General features: G+C 51.9%; 11 protein-coding genes and 1 tRNA gene. 8 read left to right on the forward strand and 4 right to left on the reverse strand.

The features are described 5' to 3' along the window. On the forward strand, nt 1-2,748 hold a 2,748-nt coding region (locus R6U67_RS07150; protein ID WP_410251903.1), incomplete at its 5' end, for an HAD-IC family P-type ATPase. Between the two features lie 89 nt (nt 2,749-2,837). On the opposite strand, the gene R6U67_RS07155 is transcribed toward R6U67_RS07150, so the two are convergent. After that, a complete protein-coding gene (locus R6U67_RS07155) occupies nt 2,838-7,370 on the reverse strand; it encodes a PAS domain-containing protein (RefSeq protein WP_410251904.1) in 4,533 nt (1,510 codons plus the stop codon). Between the two features lie 359 nt (nt 7,371-7,729). Further along, the gene (locus R6U67_RS07160) at nt 7,730-8,503 is read right to left on the reverse strand and encodes a COP23 domain-containing protein (RefSeq protein ID WP_410251905.1); all 774 of its coding nucleotides are present in this window, start codon (nt 8,501-8,503) and stop codon (nt 7,730-7,732) included. A gap of 252 nt (nt 8,504-8,755) precedes the next feature. Here R6U67_RS07160 and crtR point away from each other — a divergent pair, with 252 nt between their 5' ends. Together crtR and R6U67_RS07170 are read left to right on the forward strand one after the other, a co-directional pair. Continuing rightward, nucleotides 8,756-9,643, forward strand: a complete 888-nt coding sequence (gene crtR / locus R6U67_RS07165; RefSeq protein WP_410251906.1) for a beta-carotene hydroxylase — start codon at nt 8,756-8,758, stop codon at nt 9,641-9,643. Nucleotides 9,644-9,739: 96 nt separating this feature from the next. Beyond that, complete coding sequence (locus R6U67_RS07170) at nt 9,740-11,746, forward strand: ABC1 kinase family protein (RefSeq protein ID WP_410251907.1); 2,007 nt, start codon at nt 9,740-9,742, stop codon at nt 11,744-11,746. A gap of 43 nt (nt 11,747-11,789) precedes the next feature. Here R6U67_RS07170 and R6U67_RS07175 read toward each other — a convergent pair whose 3' ends face one another. Together R6U67_RS07175 and menA are read right to left on the reverse strand one after the other, a co-directional pair. Further along, on the reverse strand, nt 11,790-12,764 hold the full coding sequence (locus tag R6U67_RS07175) for an o-succinylbenzoate synthase (protein WP_410251908.1): 975 nt from the start codon (nt 12,762-12,764) through the stop codon (nt 11,790-11,792). Between the two features lie 134 nt (nt 12,765-12,898). Beyond that, the gene (gene menA, locus R6U67_RS07180; protein WP_410251909.1) at nt 12,899-13,813 is read right to left on the reverse strand and encodes a 2-carboxy-1,4-naphthoquinone phytyltransferase; all 915 of its coding nucleotides are present in this window, start codon (nt 13,811-13,813) and stop codon (nt 12,899-12,901) included. A 306-nt stretch (nt 13,814-14,119) separates the two neighbouring features. On the opposite strand from menA, the gene R6U67_RS07185 reads away from it, so the two are divergent. The 5 genes from R6U67_RS07185 to R6U67_RS07205 all read left to right on the forward strand — a co-directional run bounded on the left by R6U67_RS07185 (nt 14,120) and on the right by R6U67_RS07205 (nt 19,075). Next, complete coding sequence (locus tag R6U67_RS07185; protein ID WP_410251910.1) at nt 14,120-15,541, forward strand: isochorismate synthase MenF; 1,422 nt, start codon at nt 14,120-14,122, stop codon at nt 15,539-15,541. A 202-nt stretch (nt 15,542-15,743) separates the two neighbouring features. Beyond that, nucleotides 15,744-16,574: an ergothioneine biosynthesis protein EgtC gene (gene egtC / locus R6U67_RS07190; protein WP_410251911.1), complete on the forward strand. Its 831-nt coding sequence runs from the start codon at nt 15,744-15,746 to the stop codon at nt 16,572-16,574. Beyond that, complete coding sequence (locus tag R6U67_RS07195) at nt 16,574-17,848, forward strand: SUMF1/EgtB/PvdO family nonheme iron enzyme (protein ID WP_410251912.1); 1,275 nt, start codon at nt 16,574-16,576, stop codon at nt 17,846-17,848. Before egtC ends, R6U67_RS07195 begins: the two co-directional genes overlap by 1 nt. Nucleotides 17,849-18,002: 154 nt before the next feature. Then, complete coding sequence (gene cofG / locus R6U67_RS07200; protein ID WP_410251913.1) at nt 18,003-18,968, forward strand: 7,8-didemethyl-8-hydroxy-5-deazariboflavin synthase subunit CofG; 966 nt, start codon at nt 18,003-18,005, stop codon at nt 18,966-18,968. A 35-nt stretch (nt 18,969-19,003) separates the two neighbouring features. After that, nucleotides 19,004-19,075, forward strand: a tRNA-Cys gene (locus tag R6U67_RS07205). Nucleotides 19,076-19,114: the final 39 nt, after the last annotated feature.

A 19,114-nucleotide genomic window follows, 5' to 3' on the forward strand; every position in this document is an offset into this window, starting at 1 on the left:
CAACCGACGAACTGGCACGCCCTAACGATTGAAAACACCGCCCAAAAACTGGGAGTTAATCCTAAGGTTGGTTTAACTCAATCCGAATTTGAAAAACGCCAAGCTCAATTTGGCTTGAATCGCATTGAGGGCAAAGCCGGAAAAAGTCCTTTTATCAGATTCCTAGAGCAGTTTAATCAACCCTTGCTCTATATTTTGATTATTGCTGGCGCCATTAAATTCTTGTTAGAAGGATGGACAAGTGCCAATGGCTGGGTCATTTGGGGGGTTGTTCTCATCAATGCCATTGTTAGTTTTGTCCAAGAAACCAAAGCGGAAAATGCCATTGCCGCGCTCTCTTCCTCCATTGAAACAGAAGCCACCCTCTATCGCGACGGGGAAAAACGACAAGTTCCTTCCACGGAGATCGTACCGGGAGATTTAGTCATCCTCACCTCTGGCGATAAAGTCCCGGCCGATCTGCGTCTCGTGGAGACAAAAAACCTACAAGTCAACGAATCCGGGTTAACAGGAGAGTCCACCGCCGTCGAGAAACAGACTCAACCCGTGGCCGAGAAAGCCCCCCTAGGCGATCGCAGTAGTATGGCCTATGCCGGCAGCTTCGTCACCTCCGGTCAGGGCTTGGGTCGGGTGGTGGCGATCGCCAAAGACACGGAAACCGGGCGTATCTCCCAATTGATGGAGAAACAAACGAACCTCATCACCCCCCTAACCCGGAAATTTGACAAATTCAGCCGCCAACTGCTCTATATCATCCTCGGGGTGGCCACCTTCACCCTAGCGGTCGGCTTGGCCTATGCTGACGACCTAACAGCCGAAAGCATCAACGAAGTCTTTGAAGCCACCATCGCCCTAGCTGTCAGTGCCATCCCAGAAGGACTCCCCGCCGTGGTCACGGTGGCCCTGGCCATTGGTGTGTCTCGCATGGCCAGTCGCCATGCCATTATCCGCAAGTTGCCAGCGGTGGAAACCCTGGGGAGTGCCACGGTCATCTGTTCCGATAAAACTGGAACCCTGACGGAAAACCAGATGACTGTGCAACAAATCTATGCCGGAGGGCAAGCCTATCAGGTTCTCGGAACGGGCTACACCCCCGAGGGAGACATTTGTCAAGAGAATCAAGCCATTGATTTAGAGCAACATCCCGGCCTCAAAGATTGTCTACGAGGGGGATTGCTCTGTAATGACTCCCATTTAAGCCAAGAGGACAACCTCTGGAACGTCGTGGGAGACCCCACTGAGGGGGCATTACTGGTGAGCGGTCGTAAAGCCGGATTTACCCTGGCCCAACTCAATGAGGAATTGCCCCGTCAGGATGTCATTCCCTTTGAATCTGAGTATCAATACATGGCGACGCTGCATCAGGGGCAAAACCCCAGCGACGCTGTCATTTATATGAAGGGGTCTGTCGAGGCGATCGTCTCTCGTTGCCACCAGATGCTAGATGCCCAAGGACAGCCCCAGCCCATCGACGGGAAAGAGATTCATCATCAAGCCGAAACCATGGCCAGTTCCGGCTTACGAGTTTTAGCCCTGGCTCGTAAAACCCCGTCCCGGCCTCAGTTGGACCATGAGGATGTAACTGAGGGATTAATCTTCCTCGGCTTACAGGGCATGATTGACCCACCCCGTCAGGAGGCCATCCGGGCAGTAGAAGCCTGTAAACACGCCGGCATTCGCGTCAAAATGATTACCGGAGACCATAAAGTGACCGCCAGTGCGATCGCCGCCCAAATGCGCCTGAAACGCACAGGAGAGGTCATCGCCTTCACCGGGGCGGAACTCGGAGAGATGGCTCAAGATGATTTTGTCCGGGCCGCCGAAGAGGGGGTGGTCTTTGCCCGCGTCGCTCCAGAACAAAAACTGCGCCTTGTCGAAGCCCTACAATCCCAAGGGGATATCGTGGCCATGACGGGAGATGGGGTCAATGATGCCCCCGCCCTCAAACAAGCGGATATTGGGGTCGCCATGGGGCAAACGGGGACGGAAGTGGCGAAAGAAGCCTCCGACATGGTGCTGACCGATGATAACTTCGCCTCTATCGAGGCCGCCGTGGAAGAAGGGCGCACCGTCTATCGCAACTTAATTAAGGCGATCGCCTTTATCCTGCCCGTCAATGGCGGGGAATCCATGACCATTGTCATCAGCGTTCTGCTCGATCGCCTGTTGCCGATTCTCTCCCTGCAAGTGTTGTGGCTCAACATGATCAACTCCATCGCCATGACCGTTCCTCTGGCCTTTGAACCCAAATCTAAGCAGGTGATGGAACAGCCGCCCCTGTCCCCAAATCGTCCCCTGTTAAACAAACGCCTCCTACAGCGGATTCTGCTGATTTCCCTGTTTAACTGGATTCTGATTTTTGGCGTATTTGAGTGGGTGCAAGGCTGGGAACAAGGCCCAGAGGGAGACACCGAAGCCCTCGCCCGGACTATGGCGATTCAAGCCCTAGTCTTTGGCCGTGTCTTCTACCTCATCAGCTTGAGTCAAATTGGCCTTACCCTCGGCCAGAAACTGCAAGGCCAAGACGTGGAGGTGGCCAAAGCCCCGGTCGTTTGGATTGGCATCGCCGTGACCATGGTGTTACAGATTCTCTTTAGTCAAGTGGACTTTATGAATACTCTCTTCTCCACGGCCCCGTTAAATCTAGAACAATGGGGTATCTGTCTCCTCGTCGGCTTACCGATGATTCTCGTGGCAGCCTTAGCCAACCGCATCGATCCTCCCAACCAACTGAGCCAAAACCCGTGACCTAGGGGCCTGTTGTAGAGCGCCCCTAGGTTTTTTCTGTTGCCGATTGCTGTCTCTCCCCGGTTCTGTCTAGCTTGGCGGATGCCCCATCAACCTCTTGGCGATGGCTTGCCCTGGGGCAAACCCACAAAAAAGGTTGTTCCTTCCCCTAAACTTGAATCAAAATACAACTCCCCTTGATGATATTTAGTGACAATTTGATGACTGGTGGGTAGCCCCATGCCTGTCCCCGAGCCGATGGGTTTTGTGGTAAAGAAAGGGTCAAATATTTTCGCTTTGACTTGCTCGCTCATGCCCAAGCCGTTGTCCTGCACAGAGATGACAACCTCTCCCGCTTCTTTGGGCATGGTGGTTATCGTAATGACTCCTTGATAATTTGAACTAAGCTCCATCTTTTGCTTATCCTCAATGGCTTGAATTGCGTTCACTAGCAAGTTCATGAAAACTTGATTTAGCAATCCAATGTAGCATTCTACTAGAGGCAAATCATCATAGTTTTTAACCACTTTAATTTTAGGCTTACCGGATCTGCCATTGAGCTGATTTTGCAATATCATCAAAGTGCTATCCAGATTCTCATGGAGATCCACCGCCTTCAAATTCGCTTCATCTAAACGGGAAAAAGTTCGCAGCGACTTGACAATATCCCGAATCCGAGCCGCTCCGGTTCTCATGGAATTCAGCATTTTGGGTAAGTCTTCAGCGATAAAGGGAAGATCCAATTCTTCAATCAGTTCGCTCAAGTCTATCGGTGGTTCAGGGTAAGTTTCTTGGTAGGTTTGGATGATTTCTAATAAACCAGCCACATATTCCCCCAACGGTTCTAGATTTCCATAAATAAAGCTGACCGGATTGTTGATTTCATGGGCAATTCCCGCTACCAATTGACCCAAACTGGACATTTTTTCAGCTTGAACCAGTTGCACTTGCGCCTCTTGCAAGTCCTGATAAGCAACTTGTAGTTCTTCGGTGCGCTGCTGGGCCATTCGATAGAGATGGGCTTGTTGCATGGCGATCGCAATTTGCTGCCCCAGACTTTCTAATAACTCAAGTTCATCTCGTCGCCACTCTTGACTACTATCAATTCTAGCCATTTCTAAGCAGACGATTTGCTCTGAAGTCCGAATCGGTAGCATCAGGTACAGATTCACCCCCATGGACTCACAGAACTCATAAATTCCTTGATCGCAATCCTTTCCCGGATTTTGCAGGTTAAAGGTAAAAACCTGATTCGTCAGTAACGCCTGATGGTAGTCCGGATACTGGGTGGCATCATAAATTCCTAACCAACTCGGACAACTTGAGTTGCGCTTTTCTCGTACTATTTCCACATAAGACTTACCCTGTTTTTCCTGGTATTCGGCAAAGGTGCAAATATCAACATCAAGCTCATCAAAAACCGCCTCCAATGTCCTCTGAATAATCTGCTCTAACTCTAGGGATTGACGAATTTGATAGCTCAGGGCATTCAGCAGTTGGGTGCGAGTTAAGAGGGATTCGAGTTGTTTTTGGGCTTGGACTCGCTCGGTGATATCCCGTGCCGCCGCATAAATCAACTCGCCTTGGGGAAGAGAGAGCCATTCAAGATGGCGATAGCTTCCTGACTTGGTACGATAGCGGTTGGTGAATCTCATAACCGGCTGCCCCTCCTTTAGGGTGGAAATAGCAGCGAGGGTGGAGGCCATATCGTCGGGGTGGACAAAGTCTAGGAAAACTTGTCCCTTCAAGTCGGCGGGGGAATACCCCAATATATCTGACCAAGCTTGGCTGACGCGGCGGAAATGACCGCCTGTATCGGCAAGACAAAGCAAGTCCAGGGAAATGGTAAAGAAGCGTTCGAGTTCGAGTTCCGCCACCCGGCGATCCGTGATATCCATCAGGGTACCAAACATCCGGACGACTTGTTCGTCCTGAACCTCTAATTCAAGGCGAGCATTGAGGTAGCAGATCGTACCGTCAGAGCGGAGAATCCGATGATCAAAGTTTTGCGGGATACCTTGACGGGTAGCAGTGAGTTTTTTTAAAAACAGGGCGCGATCTTCTGGGTGAACTTGCTCAACATATTCCTCAAAGCTAGGTTCTCCTTGCTCTAAGAGGCGGTTAAACATCCGAAAAACTTCTTCAGACCAGGTGATTTTTTGGGTAGCGACATCAAAAGACCAGTGACCCAAGTGAGCAACTTCCTGGGCTTTTTGCAGTTGCTGGGCAAGTTTGATGATGTGAAGTTCAGTTTGTTTGCGATCGCTAATATCAATATGGCAACCGACCATCCGGACAGGGTTGTCATCAGCATCCCATTCAATCACTTTACCATGACACAGCACCCAGACCATTGAACCATTTTTATGATGATATCTGACTTCATTGTAGAACGGGATTTTTCCTCGACTCTGGATATGATCGTCAAAGTTTTGGAAGACTTGCGTTAAGTCTTCGCTAAACATAATCCTTTGCCAGCTTTCGGGCGAGTTGGCTAATTCGTGGTCTTCATATCCTAACATCCGTTTCAAGCCCGGACTTAAATATTCTTCATTGCTGAGGATATACCAATCCCAATAGCCACCGAGAACCCCTTCGAGAATATTTTCGAGCAGTTTTAATTCCCGGTTCACCTGTTGAACTTTGAGCGCTTCAACTTGTTGGCGTTCACGAAGTACAGCTTTCTGTTCGCTAATATCAGCCACTATCGACCAAATATATTGCTGCCCATCCCTCCTGGTGATCCGCACTCCATTCAGTTCGATAGGGACGCGATGGCCTTGTTTATGGATATATTCCTTTTCAAAGGGTCCATATCGTCCAATGGTATTTAATAACTCCAGTTGTCGGGCTTCGTCTTCCCCATACTCAGCTGGGGTTAACTCCCAATAACTCAACTGGTTGAGTTCCTCAAGGGTATAACCTGTAATTTCAGTGAAAGCGGGGTTGGCTTCAATGAATTGACCCTCCATATCATTTAAGGCAATTCCCAAAGGGGAGAGGTCAAAGAGCGATCGCAACTTCGCCTCATTCTCTCGAAGATCCCGCTCCGCCTCCACCCGCTCCGTGATATCCATGAGCACACCCAACATCTGGACAACTTGTTCGTCCTCAACTTCCAATTCAATGCGGGCATCGATGTGGCGGATCGTACCGTCAGAGCGGAGAATCCGATGTTCAAACTTTTGCGGGATACCTTGATGGGCAGCACTGATTCGCTCTAAAACCTGAGCGCGATCTTCTGGGTGAATTTGCTCAATAAATTCCTCAAAGCTAGGTTCTCCTTGCCCTAAGAGACGGTTAAATATCCGAAAAACTTCTTCAGACCAGCTAATTTTTCCGCTAGCAACATTAAAAGACCAGTAACCCAAGTGAGCAACTTCCTGGGCTTTTTGCAGTTGCTGGGTCAGTTCCTGTAGCTTAATGGTGGTTTGTTGCCGTTCAATCAGGGCAGCTTTCTGTTCGCTAATCTCCCCGTGAGTGCCGAGAAATCGAACGGGATTACCGGCTTCGTCCCATTGCACCACCCGCCCTTGGGCTAAAAACCATTGATAGGAGCCATCGTGACACTGCAAACGGTGTTCATTTTTATAAATCATGTCCGTTTGACCGTTTAAGTGTTGTTCAAGCTCCTCGAAAGCGGCTGGCAAATCCTCAGGATGAACTCGGCGTTCCCATTCATCGATATGATTAGCAACTTCATGCTCCTCATAGCCGAGCATCGCTTTCCAGTTGCTGTTAAATATCACCTCCTTGGTCTGGATATTCCAATCCCAGAGTCCAAGATTGGAGGCTTCTAGGGCCAAATGTAAGCGCAGTTCACTGGCTTGTAGAGCGAGTTGGGCTTCTTTGCGGGGATGAATGAAGCTCGACACTCCTAGGCAAGCGGTTTCGCCATTGTCTTCTTGAAAGGGGGATAGATTGACGGAATGCCAATAATAGTGACCATCAGCATGACGCACGCGATATTCATGGTGCTGCACCCGTTCTCCAGCTAGAACCGATTGGAAGACCTCCATGGTAGTTGGCAGGTCTGCGGGGTGGATGAGGGGAGTGAAGGGGCGATGCAGGAGTTCCTTGAGAGGATATCCCATGACCGTTTCAAACATAGGACTGAGGAACGTCAACGTTCCATCAGGGGCGGCGATAAATACCATGTCATTGAGATTGTCAATGATGCGCCGCAGTTGGCTTTCGCTTCGCTGTTGATCCTGTCTGAAGAGGGTGACGTTTTGCAGGTAGCCATACCATTGAGTTCCCCCATCCGGTTGGCGTTCCGGTGTGCCGTGGGCTGAGACCCACAAGCACTGGCCCTCAGCATGATAAACCCGGTGGGTGCTGTGCCAAGTACATAAGAATTGGGCGGATTCCTGGAGGGATTGCCACACCGTCGGGCGGTCTTCTCGATGGATGGCGTTAAACAATGGCTGGGCATCTACGGCGACATCATGTAAGGAGAAGCCATAGATGTCCTCCAGATTCTCACTGGCATAGGTTAGGGAGAAATGATCATCGGGGTGTTGTCGTAGTTCATAGACAACGCCGGGGATATGGTGCAGGAGTTTGGCAAGGCGATCGCGCTCTAGGTCCGACGCTCTGGATCTAGGTGAAGCGTTATCAGTGATAGAGTTATCGCGACTCATTTGAGTTGGATCACGGTAGGGATGTGGCGGCACGAGTGAGCTTCACCGAACGCCTGTCCGTGATGGTCTACTTCTTCTCAACCATATTCCCAACAGTTTTTGATCGACAACGAGGTAATAAGGGTTTCTAACCTTGCCTAACAAAGCCTCCGGACTGTTGGAACGACTGGCCCCATCCTAATACAAAGAGTTGGCCCCAGGCAACTCCTCAACTTGTATTCATAGGCAATCCGCACAAGGCGGGGTTTTCAAAACCTAATTCCGTATCAGTCGTTGCCTTGCACTCCTGAGTTTTTGAGTCGGCTTCTCTTGCTGCCGTTTTGGCAGAAGGGCGTAGGTAACTCTTTACAATTGCGTCCTTAGAACCGACTGGGATCGAGTTGAGGATTCTCAGGAGAAGGACTTGGCGAAGAGCCTCGGAAGTTTTGCAATTGTCCCCCAGTTCCCCCATCGGTTGGGGCTAAGAAGGGACGTAGATCGATCCAATTCGAGGAGGTGCGTTGGCGGCTCGGTTGCGACGAGCGACGACCCCCGAGACCTTCAGGAAGTTCGATTCCCAACAGTCCCTCAACGATTTCTACCCCATCACTCCCAGTTAGGGCCGTCACGCCATCAGTGGAGGTTCCAGAATCCGCTAGAACAATGTTCTCAAACACCAAATCGCGAGTTTGTCGGGGATCTTGTCCGGGAGGAACCGTCAGAACAATGCGACAACTGCTATTTTCCTGAGTGGTCACACAAATCACGTCATAGCCGTTTTCAACGTTGGTTCCTAACTCCAATAGGCCATCAGGACGATAGGATTCCAGACGACGGCTAATTTCGTTGCAACGACGTTCGGGGGTCCAGCCTCCCCCTAAGGCGGTGGGCGTGGCCCACGCATAGCCTTGCCCGCCCTGACCGTCGGGATGGTACATCACCGTGTACTCGCCATTGACGTCGCCATTGACGTTGCGACAGGAAAAACGGACATCATCCGCCACAGGGTCTGTGGGTTCCGTGGGGCTGGTTTCTTCGGCGGGAATTTCTGGGAGTTGGGCCACTGCCCCGGGGGCCATGGCGATCGCTAACCCGACTGCGCCCGCGACGGCCAACCAGCGGGGAGAGTGAGTCAAGTAAAAATTGGATAACATAGTGGTTCAACTCTAAATGTCATGTAATTTTGAAAATTTCATCGCCTGTCGTGGATGCCGACAACTCCCTCAAGTTGGACGGAGACCACGCAGCAACATCGGAATGCTATTTAATTTAGACGCAGGGGCCACCCGAAAAGTTGCCCTGGCGGCCAATCTCCTCAACAACTGTGCCCTGCTTGACAAAAATTCATCTTTCCCTGTTACCATCGGAAGGTTAACATTCCGCAATCATTATTTATAAAGAAGCATATGACTGCAATTGCTTCAGATCCAAAGCCTATCACGACGGTTCCCAAGGAATTTCTCGGTCCACCGGCAGCATTAATCAATCCCACCGTACTGCTGATGTTGGGTGCATCAGGCTTGGTCGTTCTGTCAGTGTGTGGCTATTGGATTTGGGAGATCCCCCATTGGTGTTGTTTCCTAATGAATGTCTGCGCACTCCATATGGCAGGTACGGTCATTCACGATGCCTCTCATCATGTGGCCCATCGCAACAAACTGGCCAACGCCGTTCTTGGCCATAGTAGCGCCCTGATGCTGGGCTTTGCCTTCCCAGTCTTTACACGAGTTCATATGCAGCATCACGCCAACGTCAATGATCCTGAAAACGACCCAGATCATTTTGTCTCCACCGGTGGCCCTCTCTGGATGATTGCGGCGCGATTTTTCTATCACGAGATTTTCTTCTTTAAACGCCGCCTCTGGCGCCATAACGAACTCTGGGAATGGTTTTTTAGTCGTTTGTTCCTGATCACCGTGGTGGGGATTTCTATTCAATTCGGCTTTGTGGGCTATATCCTCAACTACTGGTTCTCGGCGGCGTTAGTGGTCGGGTTAGCATTGGGCTTATTCTTTGACTATTTGCCCCATCGTCCCTTCCAGGAGCGCGATCGCTGGCTCAATGCCCGCGTCTATCCCAGTCCTCTGCTTAACGTTCTCATTTTGGGACAAAACTACCACCTGATTCATCACCTCTGGCCCTCCGTCCCTTGGTATAGCTATCAAGGGGCTTACTACGCCACCAAGCCCCTCTTAGATGAAAAAGGCTGTGAACAGTCCTTGGGGATTTTCCATGAAGGGAAAAGCTTTTTTAGCTTCCTCTACGACGTGTTCCTGGGGATTCGCGTTCACTGAGGCGGAGGCGAGAGTCCAAATACGGTTTCCCGGTCTGCCTACCCTTCTCCATAAATTGTTACAATCTGTGAAGGACTCTCACACAGAAGGCAATTTATGGATGTCAAAACCATTTCCCCGCCCCAAACCTCCTCAGATTGGGATCTAGACTCGGATCTCACCGACCCGGTACTCGAGGGGGATTTTGATGATGATGGTAAAGGACTCCGCTATGACCCCGAAATGGTCGCCGCCCGCTATCGGGGTCGGTTTTGGCATGTTGCGGGGCGGCTATTTGACATTGTTTTCCCCTTTTTGAGCTTTTTCCTGAGTCTCTGGTGGGATCGTCGCACCGGGTCGGTTCAGAAAAATCAACGGCGGCGGGCCGTAAAAATGCGGGAAATTTTAACCCAATTGGGGCCAGCCTATATCAAAATTGGACAAGCTCTCTCGACCCGTCCCGATTTAGTTCCCCCCCTCTACCTCGAAGAACTCAGTCGTCTCCAGGATCAACTTCCCCCCTTCCCTAACGAGGTGGCGTTCCGCTTTATTGAAGAAGAACTCGGGGCTTCACCCGGAGAGATTTACGCTGAAATCTCGGCAAACCCCGTTGCTGCGGCATCCTTGGGACAAGTGTACAAAGGAAAACTGAAAACCGGCGAAGCGGTCGCCGTGAAAGTGCAGCGGCCCGATCTGCTGGAACGAGTTGCCCTGGATCTCTATCTGTTGCGTAGTTTGGCCATCTGGGTGCAGAAACGAGTCAAACGGCTACGCAGTGACTTAGTGGCCATTCTCGATGAATTTGCGTCCCGCATTTTCGAGGAGATGGACTATAGTCATGAAGCCCAGAACGCCGAACGCTTTGCCCATCTCTATGGTCATTTGCGGGATATTTATGTTCCCCGAATTTATGAGAAATACACTCGTCGTCGGGTGTTGACGATGGAGTGGATTGCTGGGACAAAACTCACCAATTTAGAGGCGATCGCCGCCAAAAAAATTGATGCCCGCTACTTGATTGAAGTCGGGGTGCAATGTTCTCTACGACAACTCCTCGAACATGGCTTTTTCCATGCTGATCCGCATCCGGGTAACTTGTTAGCCATGGATGATGGCAAGTTGGCCTATCTGGACTTCGGCATGATGAGCGAGGTGAAACCCTATCAACGCTATGGTCTCATTGAAGCGGTGGTGCATTTGGTGAACCGTGACTTTGAAGGCTTAGCCAATGATTACATCAAACTGGAATTTCTCTCGGAAGATACAGATTTAACTCCGATTATTCCGGCATTGTCAGAGGTATTTAATAACGCCTTGGGAGCGAGCGTTGCTGAACTCAACTTCAAGAGCATTACCGATAAACTCTCGGAGTTGATGTATGAATATCCCTTCAAAGTCCCGGCATACTATGCCTTAATCATTCGCTCTTTGGTAACCTTGGAGGGCATTGCCATCAATGTTGATCCAGATTTCAAGGTATTAAGTAAAGCTTATCCTTATGTTGCCAAACGGCTCCTGACTGACACCTCTCCTCAATTGCGTAATTCCTTACAGGAACTACTCTTCAAGGACGATCGCTTCCGTTGGAACCGTTTAGAAAATCTGCTCAGAAATGCCAAGGGGAGTGAGGATTATGATTTGGCGAATGCCTTAAACCAGGCCTTAGACTTCTTGTTTTCTGAACGGGGAGAACTAATCCGCGATCGCCTCGTCGATGAAATCGTCAAAAATGCCGATCTTCTCTCAATCGATGCGGTACAAAACACCAATGCTGCCCTCAGCGATTGGCTAGGTTTGAACAATGGCAAAAACAATGGCAAACGGAACGGCAACCGCCCCAAAACTCAACCCATGTCCGACCAAGATCGGCAAAACCTAGAACACATCAAACGCATCTGGGCGATTGTGCAAGATACCCCAGGATTTGACCCGATGAAGTTTGTCCGTCTAGTTCCCGGACTCCTGGCGAAACCCGAAACCCAACAGATGGGACAAGAAATCGTCAGTAGTCTCGCCCAACGGGCCGCCGCGCGGTTAATTCGTAATTTTGTCTTAACTGGGGAGAACGTCCCTTCCGGTCCTGTTATTCCTCCCGAACGTCGTTTACCTCCAGTGGGGCGTTAAAGAAGGGAACAGGCAAACAGGCAACAGGGAACAGGGAACTTGGTCAATTCATGGCTAACTGGTTTTCCACAAATGCCTCGTCCGTCTCGTGAAACCAAGACCCCACGCCGAACCCTAGGGCGCGGGGTTTTTGTTGTAGGTCGGCGGCTAGACGCAGGGCCGCTTGGCGACCCACGGCGGTCTCAAACACCGACGAAAAGACCAGATCTGGCTGAAATTGTCGACAAAGTTGGCGTAAACGTCGCGGTGACCCAATAATCGCCGCTTTGATCACAACAACCCCAGACCATCCTTGAGTTAACCAGTCCTGTAAATCCGAGAGATTGGCCACAGATTCGTCCAGGGCGATGGTGACGAGTCCCTGACGCTGTAGGGCGAGTAATCCCTCTCGGTTGGTCACGGGTAAGGGTTGTTCGAGATATTCAATGGGTTGTCCCTCGCAGGCCGCTAACCACTGTTGGGCTTCATTCCAGGTCAAACCTCCATTCGCATCGAGTCGTAAGCGGCTGGCGGCGGGGAGTCGGGAGAGAAGTTGCCGAAACCAATGCTGTTCCTGGTCAATGTCCGTGACGGCAATTTTCCATTTGAAGCTAGGTGAGGGTCCCCAATGGTGGCTGGGGGTCGTTTCGAGTTGGTGTAAGGCGGCTTCCCCGGTGGGGAGGAGATGACAGTGAGGTTGTGGCGGTGGTGGGGCATTCGATGGATTCTCCAGGGCTTCTCGGGCGGATTCTAGGGCGAACTGACAGGCCGGATAGCGATCGGGTAGGGTGAGAATGTCGGTGTCTGTGACGGTGAGATAGCCCTGAAAGCGTTGACATAAATCGAGGGCCGCTTCTAAGGATTCTGATCCAAATTCCGGCAGAGGGGCAATTTCACCCCAGCCTTGCCGCTGTTGGCGATCGGTTTGGGCATCGGTTAGTTGCAGGAGAATCCCCCGCCGTCGAGTCCAGGGACCATGATGGGTTTGCAGAGGTTGACGGAAGGGGCGTTCGTAGGGATAGAGGTGGAGGCGGTACATGGGGGAGGGGGAAAGGGGCAAGAGGCAATAGGCAAGAGGCAAAAGAAGGGAACACCGGAACACCGGAACACCGGAACAGGGAATAGGGAGGAAGAAGGCAAGAGGCAATAGGCAATAGGTGGGGGGGTCATGAATCAAAGGGTCAGGCCGAGGCCGAGGAGAAGACCGCTGAGAAAATGTAGATTGACGGCGATGAATTTGCAGTTACTGACCTGTTGGGGTTGGTTGTGGTGACGTTGGACATGGCGACAGAGTTGGATGGCGATGGGGAGACTGAGAAACGTCAGAAGAACCCAGGCTGAGAGGTAGCCGAGGCTGATGGCGATCGCCAACCCGAGAAACATCACGCCGGTGACAGAATTGAGGACGGTTGCCCCTCGTTGGGTTCCGAGGCGGACAATGGGCGATCGCTTGCCAGCGGCGAGGTCGTCGTCGACTTGGTGAAAGTGGGAACAAAAGAGAATAATGCTAGTACTCAAACCGATAAAGCTAGAGGTGATCACAAAGGGCAAGGGATGGCTAAGTAAGCCTTGCCAGGATTGGGTTTGACTGTAGTAGGCGGCGGCGAGGGCCATGGGGCCAAAGGTGAGGAAGCAAATGGGTTCGCCGAGTCCTTGGTAGCCGAGACGAAAGGGCGGCCCCTGGTAACTATAGCCGAGGGCGCAACAGCCGAGGATTAGGGTCACAAGGGTGAGGTCTTGTTGCCAGAGGGCGATCGCCACAATGCCACTTAAACCCAGTAGTAAACAGAGGTTGGCTAGGCTAAAAATCAGGGGTTTATTCCCGGTTAGGTTCACTAGAGAATGAGCTTTGTTTTTGTCAATTCCCGTTTCTGAGTCAAAGACATCATTACTGAGATTTAACCAGGCAATAATTAAAATGGCTGCCATTAAAAATGTGGCAAAGATGCGAACGTTTAAGGTTTGTTGCTCGGAAACCGCAACGGCGGTCCCCACCCAAATCGGAATAATGGCAACGGTGTACATGGGGGGTTTGATGGCAGCAAACCAAATTTTCAAGGACGTGGGAGATGGAGATACGGTGGTCATTCGTTCAGTTTTGTCTAAGGTTTCAGGAATCGAGGTGAGTGTTAAAATCTGATGTTGTCTTTTAGAGGTATTTTACAATTGAGGCGATCGCTTCAGACAAAACTCGGCTAACCCTCCCCTCAAGACCAAGGACAGCACCCCGGCATCGATGGTAGCTTAGTAGTCGGGAGAGGCCAGCGCCGAGAGACGGTTGCCGCGATTCCCGCGTTTGGCGGCGGTTTGAGTCATGATTGGGACTCTCGGGGTTTGAGGGAACCGAGACGTTGGCCACTTAACTCTTAATACATCTTTACATTACGCTCGTTCATGGTCGTTCAACCTAGTCCGACACAGTGCTTTAAAAATTGTCAAGATATTGAGAGATTTCTTTTCAATTGCCAGCAAAAATTAGCCAAGACGGTGCGATCGCATTGGCTGAGTCTACGAATCATCCTGCCGGATCTGGACCCCCTCATCGCCTTCGATCAGCATCATCGTTGCGATCAGCCCTCATTCTACTTAGAAAACCCCAGCCAACAGCAGGCGATCGCCGCCTGGGGGAGTTGCTGTCAGGAAATCGCCAACGGGCCACAGCGGTTCCAAACCATCCAAGCCTTTGTCAGTCACTGTCAGGAGAACGCCACGCTCATCAATCCGCGTTTAGGACATCCGCCAGGGTTACAAATCTTCTGTAGTTTCAGCTTCTTCGACGACTCTACCCATAGCCTGTTTCCCGCCGCCAGTGCCTTTTTACCCCAATGGCAACTGAGCCATCAACGGGGACAAACCATCGCCACCTGTAATCTGCCCCTCACCCATCACAGCGATCTGGCGCGTTTGAGTCAACAAACCTGGCAAACCCTGCAACAATTGCGATCGCTGCCCTCACGGCCCCTCAGCCGCGATCCGCAGGTCATTCCCCAACCCGTCCATTGCGACTGGCGGGATATCCAGCAATTCCAAACCAACGTTCAACGGGCCTTAGGGGCGATCGCGGCCAACCATCTGCAAAAAGTGGTTCTCTCCCACGCCATTGAGTTACAGGCCCGTTCCCCCTTCCATCTCACCACCGCCTTAGCCCAACTGCGACATCGTTATCCCGACTGTTACAGCTTCGCCGTGGGTAATGGCAACGGTCAATACTTCATCGGGGCCAGTCCTGAACGTCTTTTGGGCAGCTGCGATCGCCAACTCATCGCCGACGCCCTCGCCGGTTCAGCCCCCCGAGGTGAAACCCCTTCCACCGATGCCCAACTGGCGAATCATCTTCTGTCGAGTCCCAAAGAACGCCATGAACATCGCGTCGTGTTACACTTCATCGAGCAAAAACTGCAACGGTTAGGCCTGTCCCTCCATCCCGTCCCTCCCATTCGTCTGCTGCAACTGTCCAATATCCAACATCTCTGGACTCCCGTCCGCGCCAGTCTCCCCGACTCGGTTCATCCTCTCGATGTTCTCGCCCAACTCCATCCCACCCCGGCGGTGGCGGGAGTTCCCTGTCAGCCAGCCTGTCAGGCCATTCGCGACTGGGAAACCCTCGATCGCCAACTCTACGCCGCCCCTCTCGGCTGGGTGAATGGGCAAGGAGACAGTGAGTTTATTGTTGGGATTCGTTCAGCCCTCATCAACGGCGATCGCGCCCGCCTCTACGCGGGGGCCGGCATTGTCGCCGGGTCAGATCCAGCCAAAGAGTTGGCCGAAATTCAACTCAAACTACAAGCCCTCTTAAACACGTTAAATAGTCAATAGGTTGCAAGCCTATCCCCGAGAGGCGGTGCGTTCCGGCAGCTTACAACTTGTCGGTGAAGGCCCAAACGGGTTGCAAGCCTATCCCTGAGAGGCGGTGCGTTCCGGCAGCTTACAACTTGTCGGTGAAGGCCCAAACGGGTTGCAAGCCGGAACACACCCTACCCCTGTTCCCTGTTCCCCGTTCCCCGTTCCCTTCCCCCCCATGTGTCGACTTCTTGCTTATCTCGGTTCCCCAATTTCCCTAGATTCTCTTCTCTGTCAACCGCCTCATTCGTTGGTGGTTCAAAGTTATCAACCCCAGGAAATGACAGCGGGATTGCTGAACGCCGATGGCTATGGCCTGGGCTGGTACGATCGCCGCCGACAATCTCAAGCCTTCACCTACAAAAGCATTTTGCCCATTTGGAGTGACATTAACCTGCCCTCCCTCAGCCGTTACATTCACTCCGACTGTATCCTGGCCTATGTTCGTAGTGCCACCCCTGGACAGGCCTTAGACCTCAGTAACTGTCAGCCTTTTACCTATCAAAACTGGTCGTTTATTCATAACGGGGCCATTCCCGAGTTTCGTCATCGCCTCTATCGTCCCTTGCGCGATCGCCTCCGTAGCCCCTATTACGAACTCATCAACGGCAGTACCGACTCAGAACATCTATTTGCCTATCTGATGCAGTTACACCACGATCAGCCTCAACCGTCCCTCCAGGAAACCTTAAAAACCGCCCTGCAAGACTTTCACGCCTTGGCGATCGCCCATAACAGCAAACTCTCCGCCAACCTGATCCTCAGCGATGGCCAACACCTCATCGCCAGTCGCTTCGCCGTCAACACCGAAGCCCCCAGTCTCTATTACCTGGCCCAAAACGACCAACATCTCATCGCCTCAGAACCCATTTTTCCCGGAAACTGGCAAGCCTTTCCCTCAGGCAGTATCTTAAATTTGACGATGACAGCCAATGTAACGGCCGATACAACGGCTAATCCAACGGCTAATCCAACCCAAGCACCAGACTGGATTCCTGTAAACCCCTAATGTCAGTTCCTTCCGAGTTTTCCCCCATCCACGTCCTGCGACAAGCCCTAATCGATTGTCGTCAGGCCACCCTGAACCAAGTCCAAAACCTAGGCGATCGCATCTATTACCAACAAGCCCATCCTGACTTTAGCCCCATTGGTTGGCATTTGGGTCATATTGGCTTTACCGAAGAACTCTGGCTATTACGTCATTGTGCCGGCCAGGCCCCCCACCAGCCCCAAACCCATCGCCTCTATGCCGCCGATGGCCTGCCCAAACAGCAGCGAGAACAACTCCCCAGCCTGACAGACACCTGTGAGGCCCTGCAACAGGTTCGCCAGCGAGTTTTGGACTACCTACCCCGCGCCCCTCTCTCGCAACAGGCCCGCCTCTGGTGGTTCATCCTGCAACATGAAAGTCAACATAGTGAAACAATGGCGATAGTCGAAGCCCTACATCGCCGTAAATATCATCATAAGCCCCTCTACGTAGCCCATCCGACCGCCTCTAGCGCTCCTGACTTCAAAAGTATCAAAATCCCCGCCGGGACGTTTCTACAGGGCAATAGTGACGCCAATGCGATCGACAATGAACAACCGGCGTTTCTCCAACATCTCGACCGTTATCAAATTGACCGCTATCCCGTCACCTGTGGCCAATACCGTCGCTTCATCGAGGCAGGAGGGTACAACAATCCCGACTATTGGTCGGCCGCCGGTTGGCAGTTTATCCGCCAGCAGAATATCCAGGAACCCCTCTATTGGCCGCAACAGTTATCCCAACTATCCCAGACCGAAGCATCCCACTTCGACCATTATCCCGTCTGTGGCGTAAGTTGGTATGAAGCCAACGCCTACGCCAATTTCGTCGGGAAACGACTCCCCAGCGAGGCAGAATGGGAAAAGGCCGCAAGCTGGAACCCTCAGCAACATTGCCGTCAACCCTATCCTTGGGGAACCGAACCACCCCAATCTCATCATTGCAATCATCACCGCCGACTCGGGGGAATGACTCCCGTTCATGCCTATCCCGACCATTGCAGTCCTTGGGGCGTCGCCGATATGCTAGGCAACGTTTGGGAATGGACCTCAACTCCCTTTGCCGGTTATTCGGGGTTTCGGTCGTTTCCCTATACCGGCTATTCCCAAACCTATTTTGATGGCCACCATTATGTCTTACGAGGGGGAAGTTGGACGACTCGCCCTTGGACCCTGCGTAACAGTTTTCGCAATTGGTATTTTCCCCAAGTTCGGGAACTGTTTGCGGGGTTTCGGCTTTGCGAGAGGGAATAGGGGGGAGAAGGGAACAGGGAACAGGGAACAGGGAACAGGGGTAGGGTGTGTTCCGGCTTGCAACCCGTTTGGGCGTTGACCGACAACCTGTAAGCTGCCGGAACGCACCGCCTCGGGGACCATCATCGACAACAATAAGGAGAAATTGGCCGTTGTGAAGACCGTCACCTATAGTCCGGCGTATACGATTGTTCCGACCTATGAATGCTTCAATCGCTGTGAGTATTGCAACTTTCGTCGGGACCCCGGAGACGATGAGTGGATGAGTTTGGCCCAGGGAGAGGAGATTTTGCAGTCCCTGCGGCAGATGTCGGGCCAGAGAGTAACGGAAATTTTGATTCTCAGCGGAGAAGTCCATCCCCATCATCCTCGCCGTCAACCTTGGTTTCAACGGATTTTTGACCTTTGCCAACTGGCCCTATCGATGGGATTTTTGCCTCATACCAATGTCGGTCCCTTGAGTGAGGCGGAAATGGCCCGTCTGAAAACGGTGAATCTCTCTATGGGGTTGATGTTGGAACAGGTGACCCCTAAATTGTTGGATACCGTTCACCGTCAGGCCCCGAGTAAACAACCTAAACAGCGAATTTTACAGTTGGAACTGGCGGGAAAGCTGAGGATACCCTTTACAACGGGATTGTTGTTGGGAATTGGGGAAACTCCGGGGGATTGGCGTGATAGCCTTTCGGAGATGGCCCGGATTCAGCATCGCTGGGGTCATCTGCAAGAGGTGATTTTGCAACCTCATCGTTTGGGACAACGACAAGGGTCTGACATAGACCACTTTGAGTTAGGCCGACTTCCTGAGGTGGTGGCCTTGGCCCGAGAGATGTTGCCGGCCTCGGTGACGCTGCAAATTCCGCCCAATTTGTTGGAAACGCCTGAGATTCTCTTGGACTGTCTGGCGGCGGGGGCGCGGGATTTGGGGGGAATTGGTCCCCGTGATGAGGTGAACCCGGATTATCCCCATTGGCAACATCAGCGTCTACGGGAGATTCTGGAACCGGCTGGGTGGCAGTTACGCCCCCGGTTGCCGGTGTATCCTCAGTTTGAGACTTGGTTATCTGGGGAGTTGCGATCGCATTTGGCAGCAATTTCTCAAAAAATCTCCCATTGTTGACCGAGGATATGTTAGGATGGCAAAGCTAGAGACATGGGGACATGGCCAAGCGGTAAGGCAGAAGACTGCAAATCTTCCATTCCCCGGTTCGAATCCGGGTGTCCCCTTTTAACGTGAAACCTCAATATCGCTATATTCTCTTTTAC

It is taken from the genome of Sodalinema sp., from assembly GCF_046483825.1.
In the GTDB taxonomy this organism is placed as follows: domain Bacteria; phylum Cyanobacteriota; class Cyanobacteriia; order Cyanobacteriales; family Geitlerinemataceae; genus Sodalinema.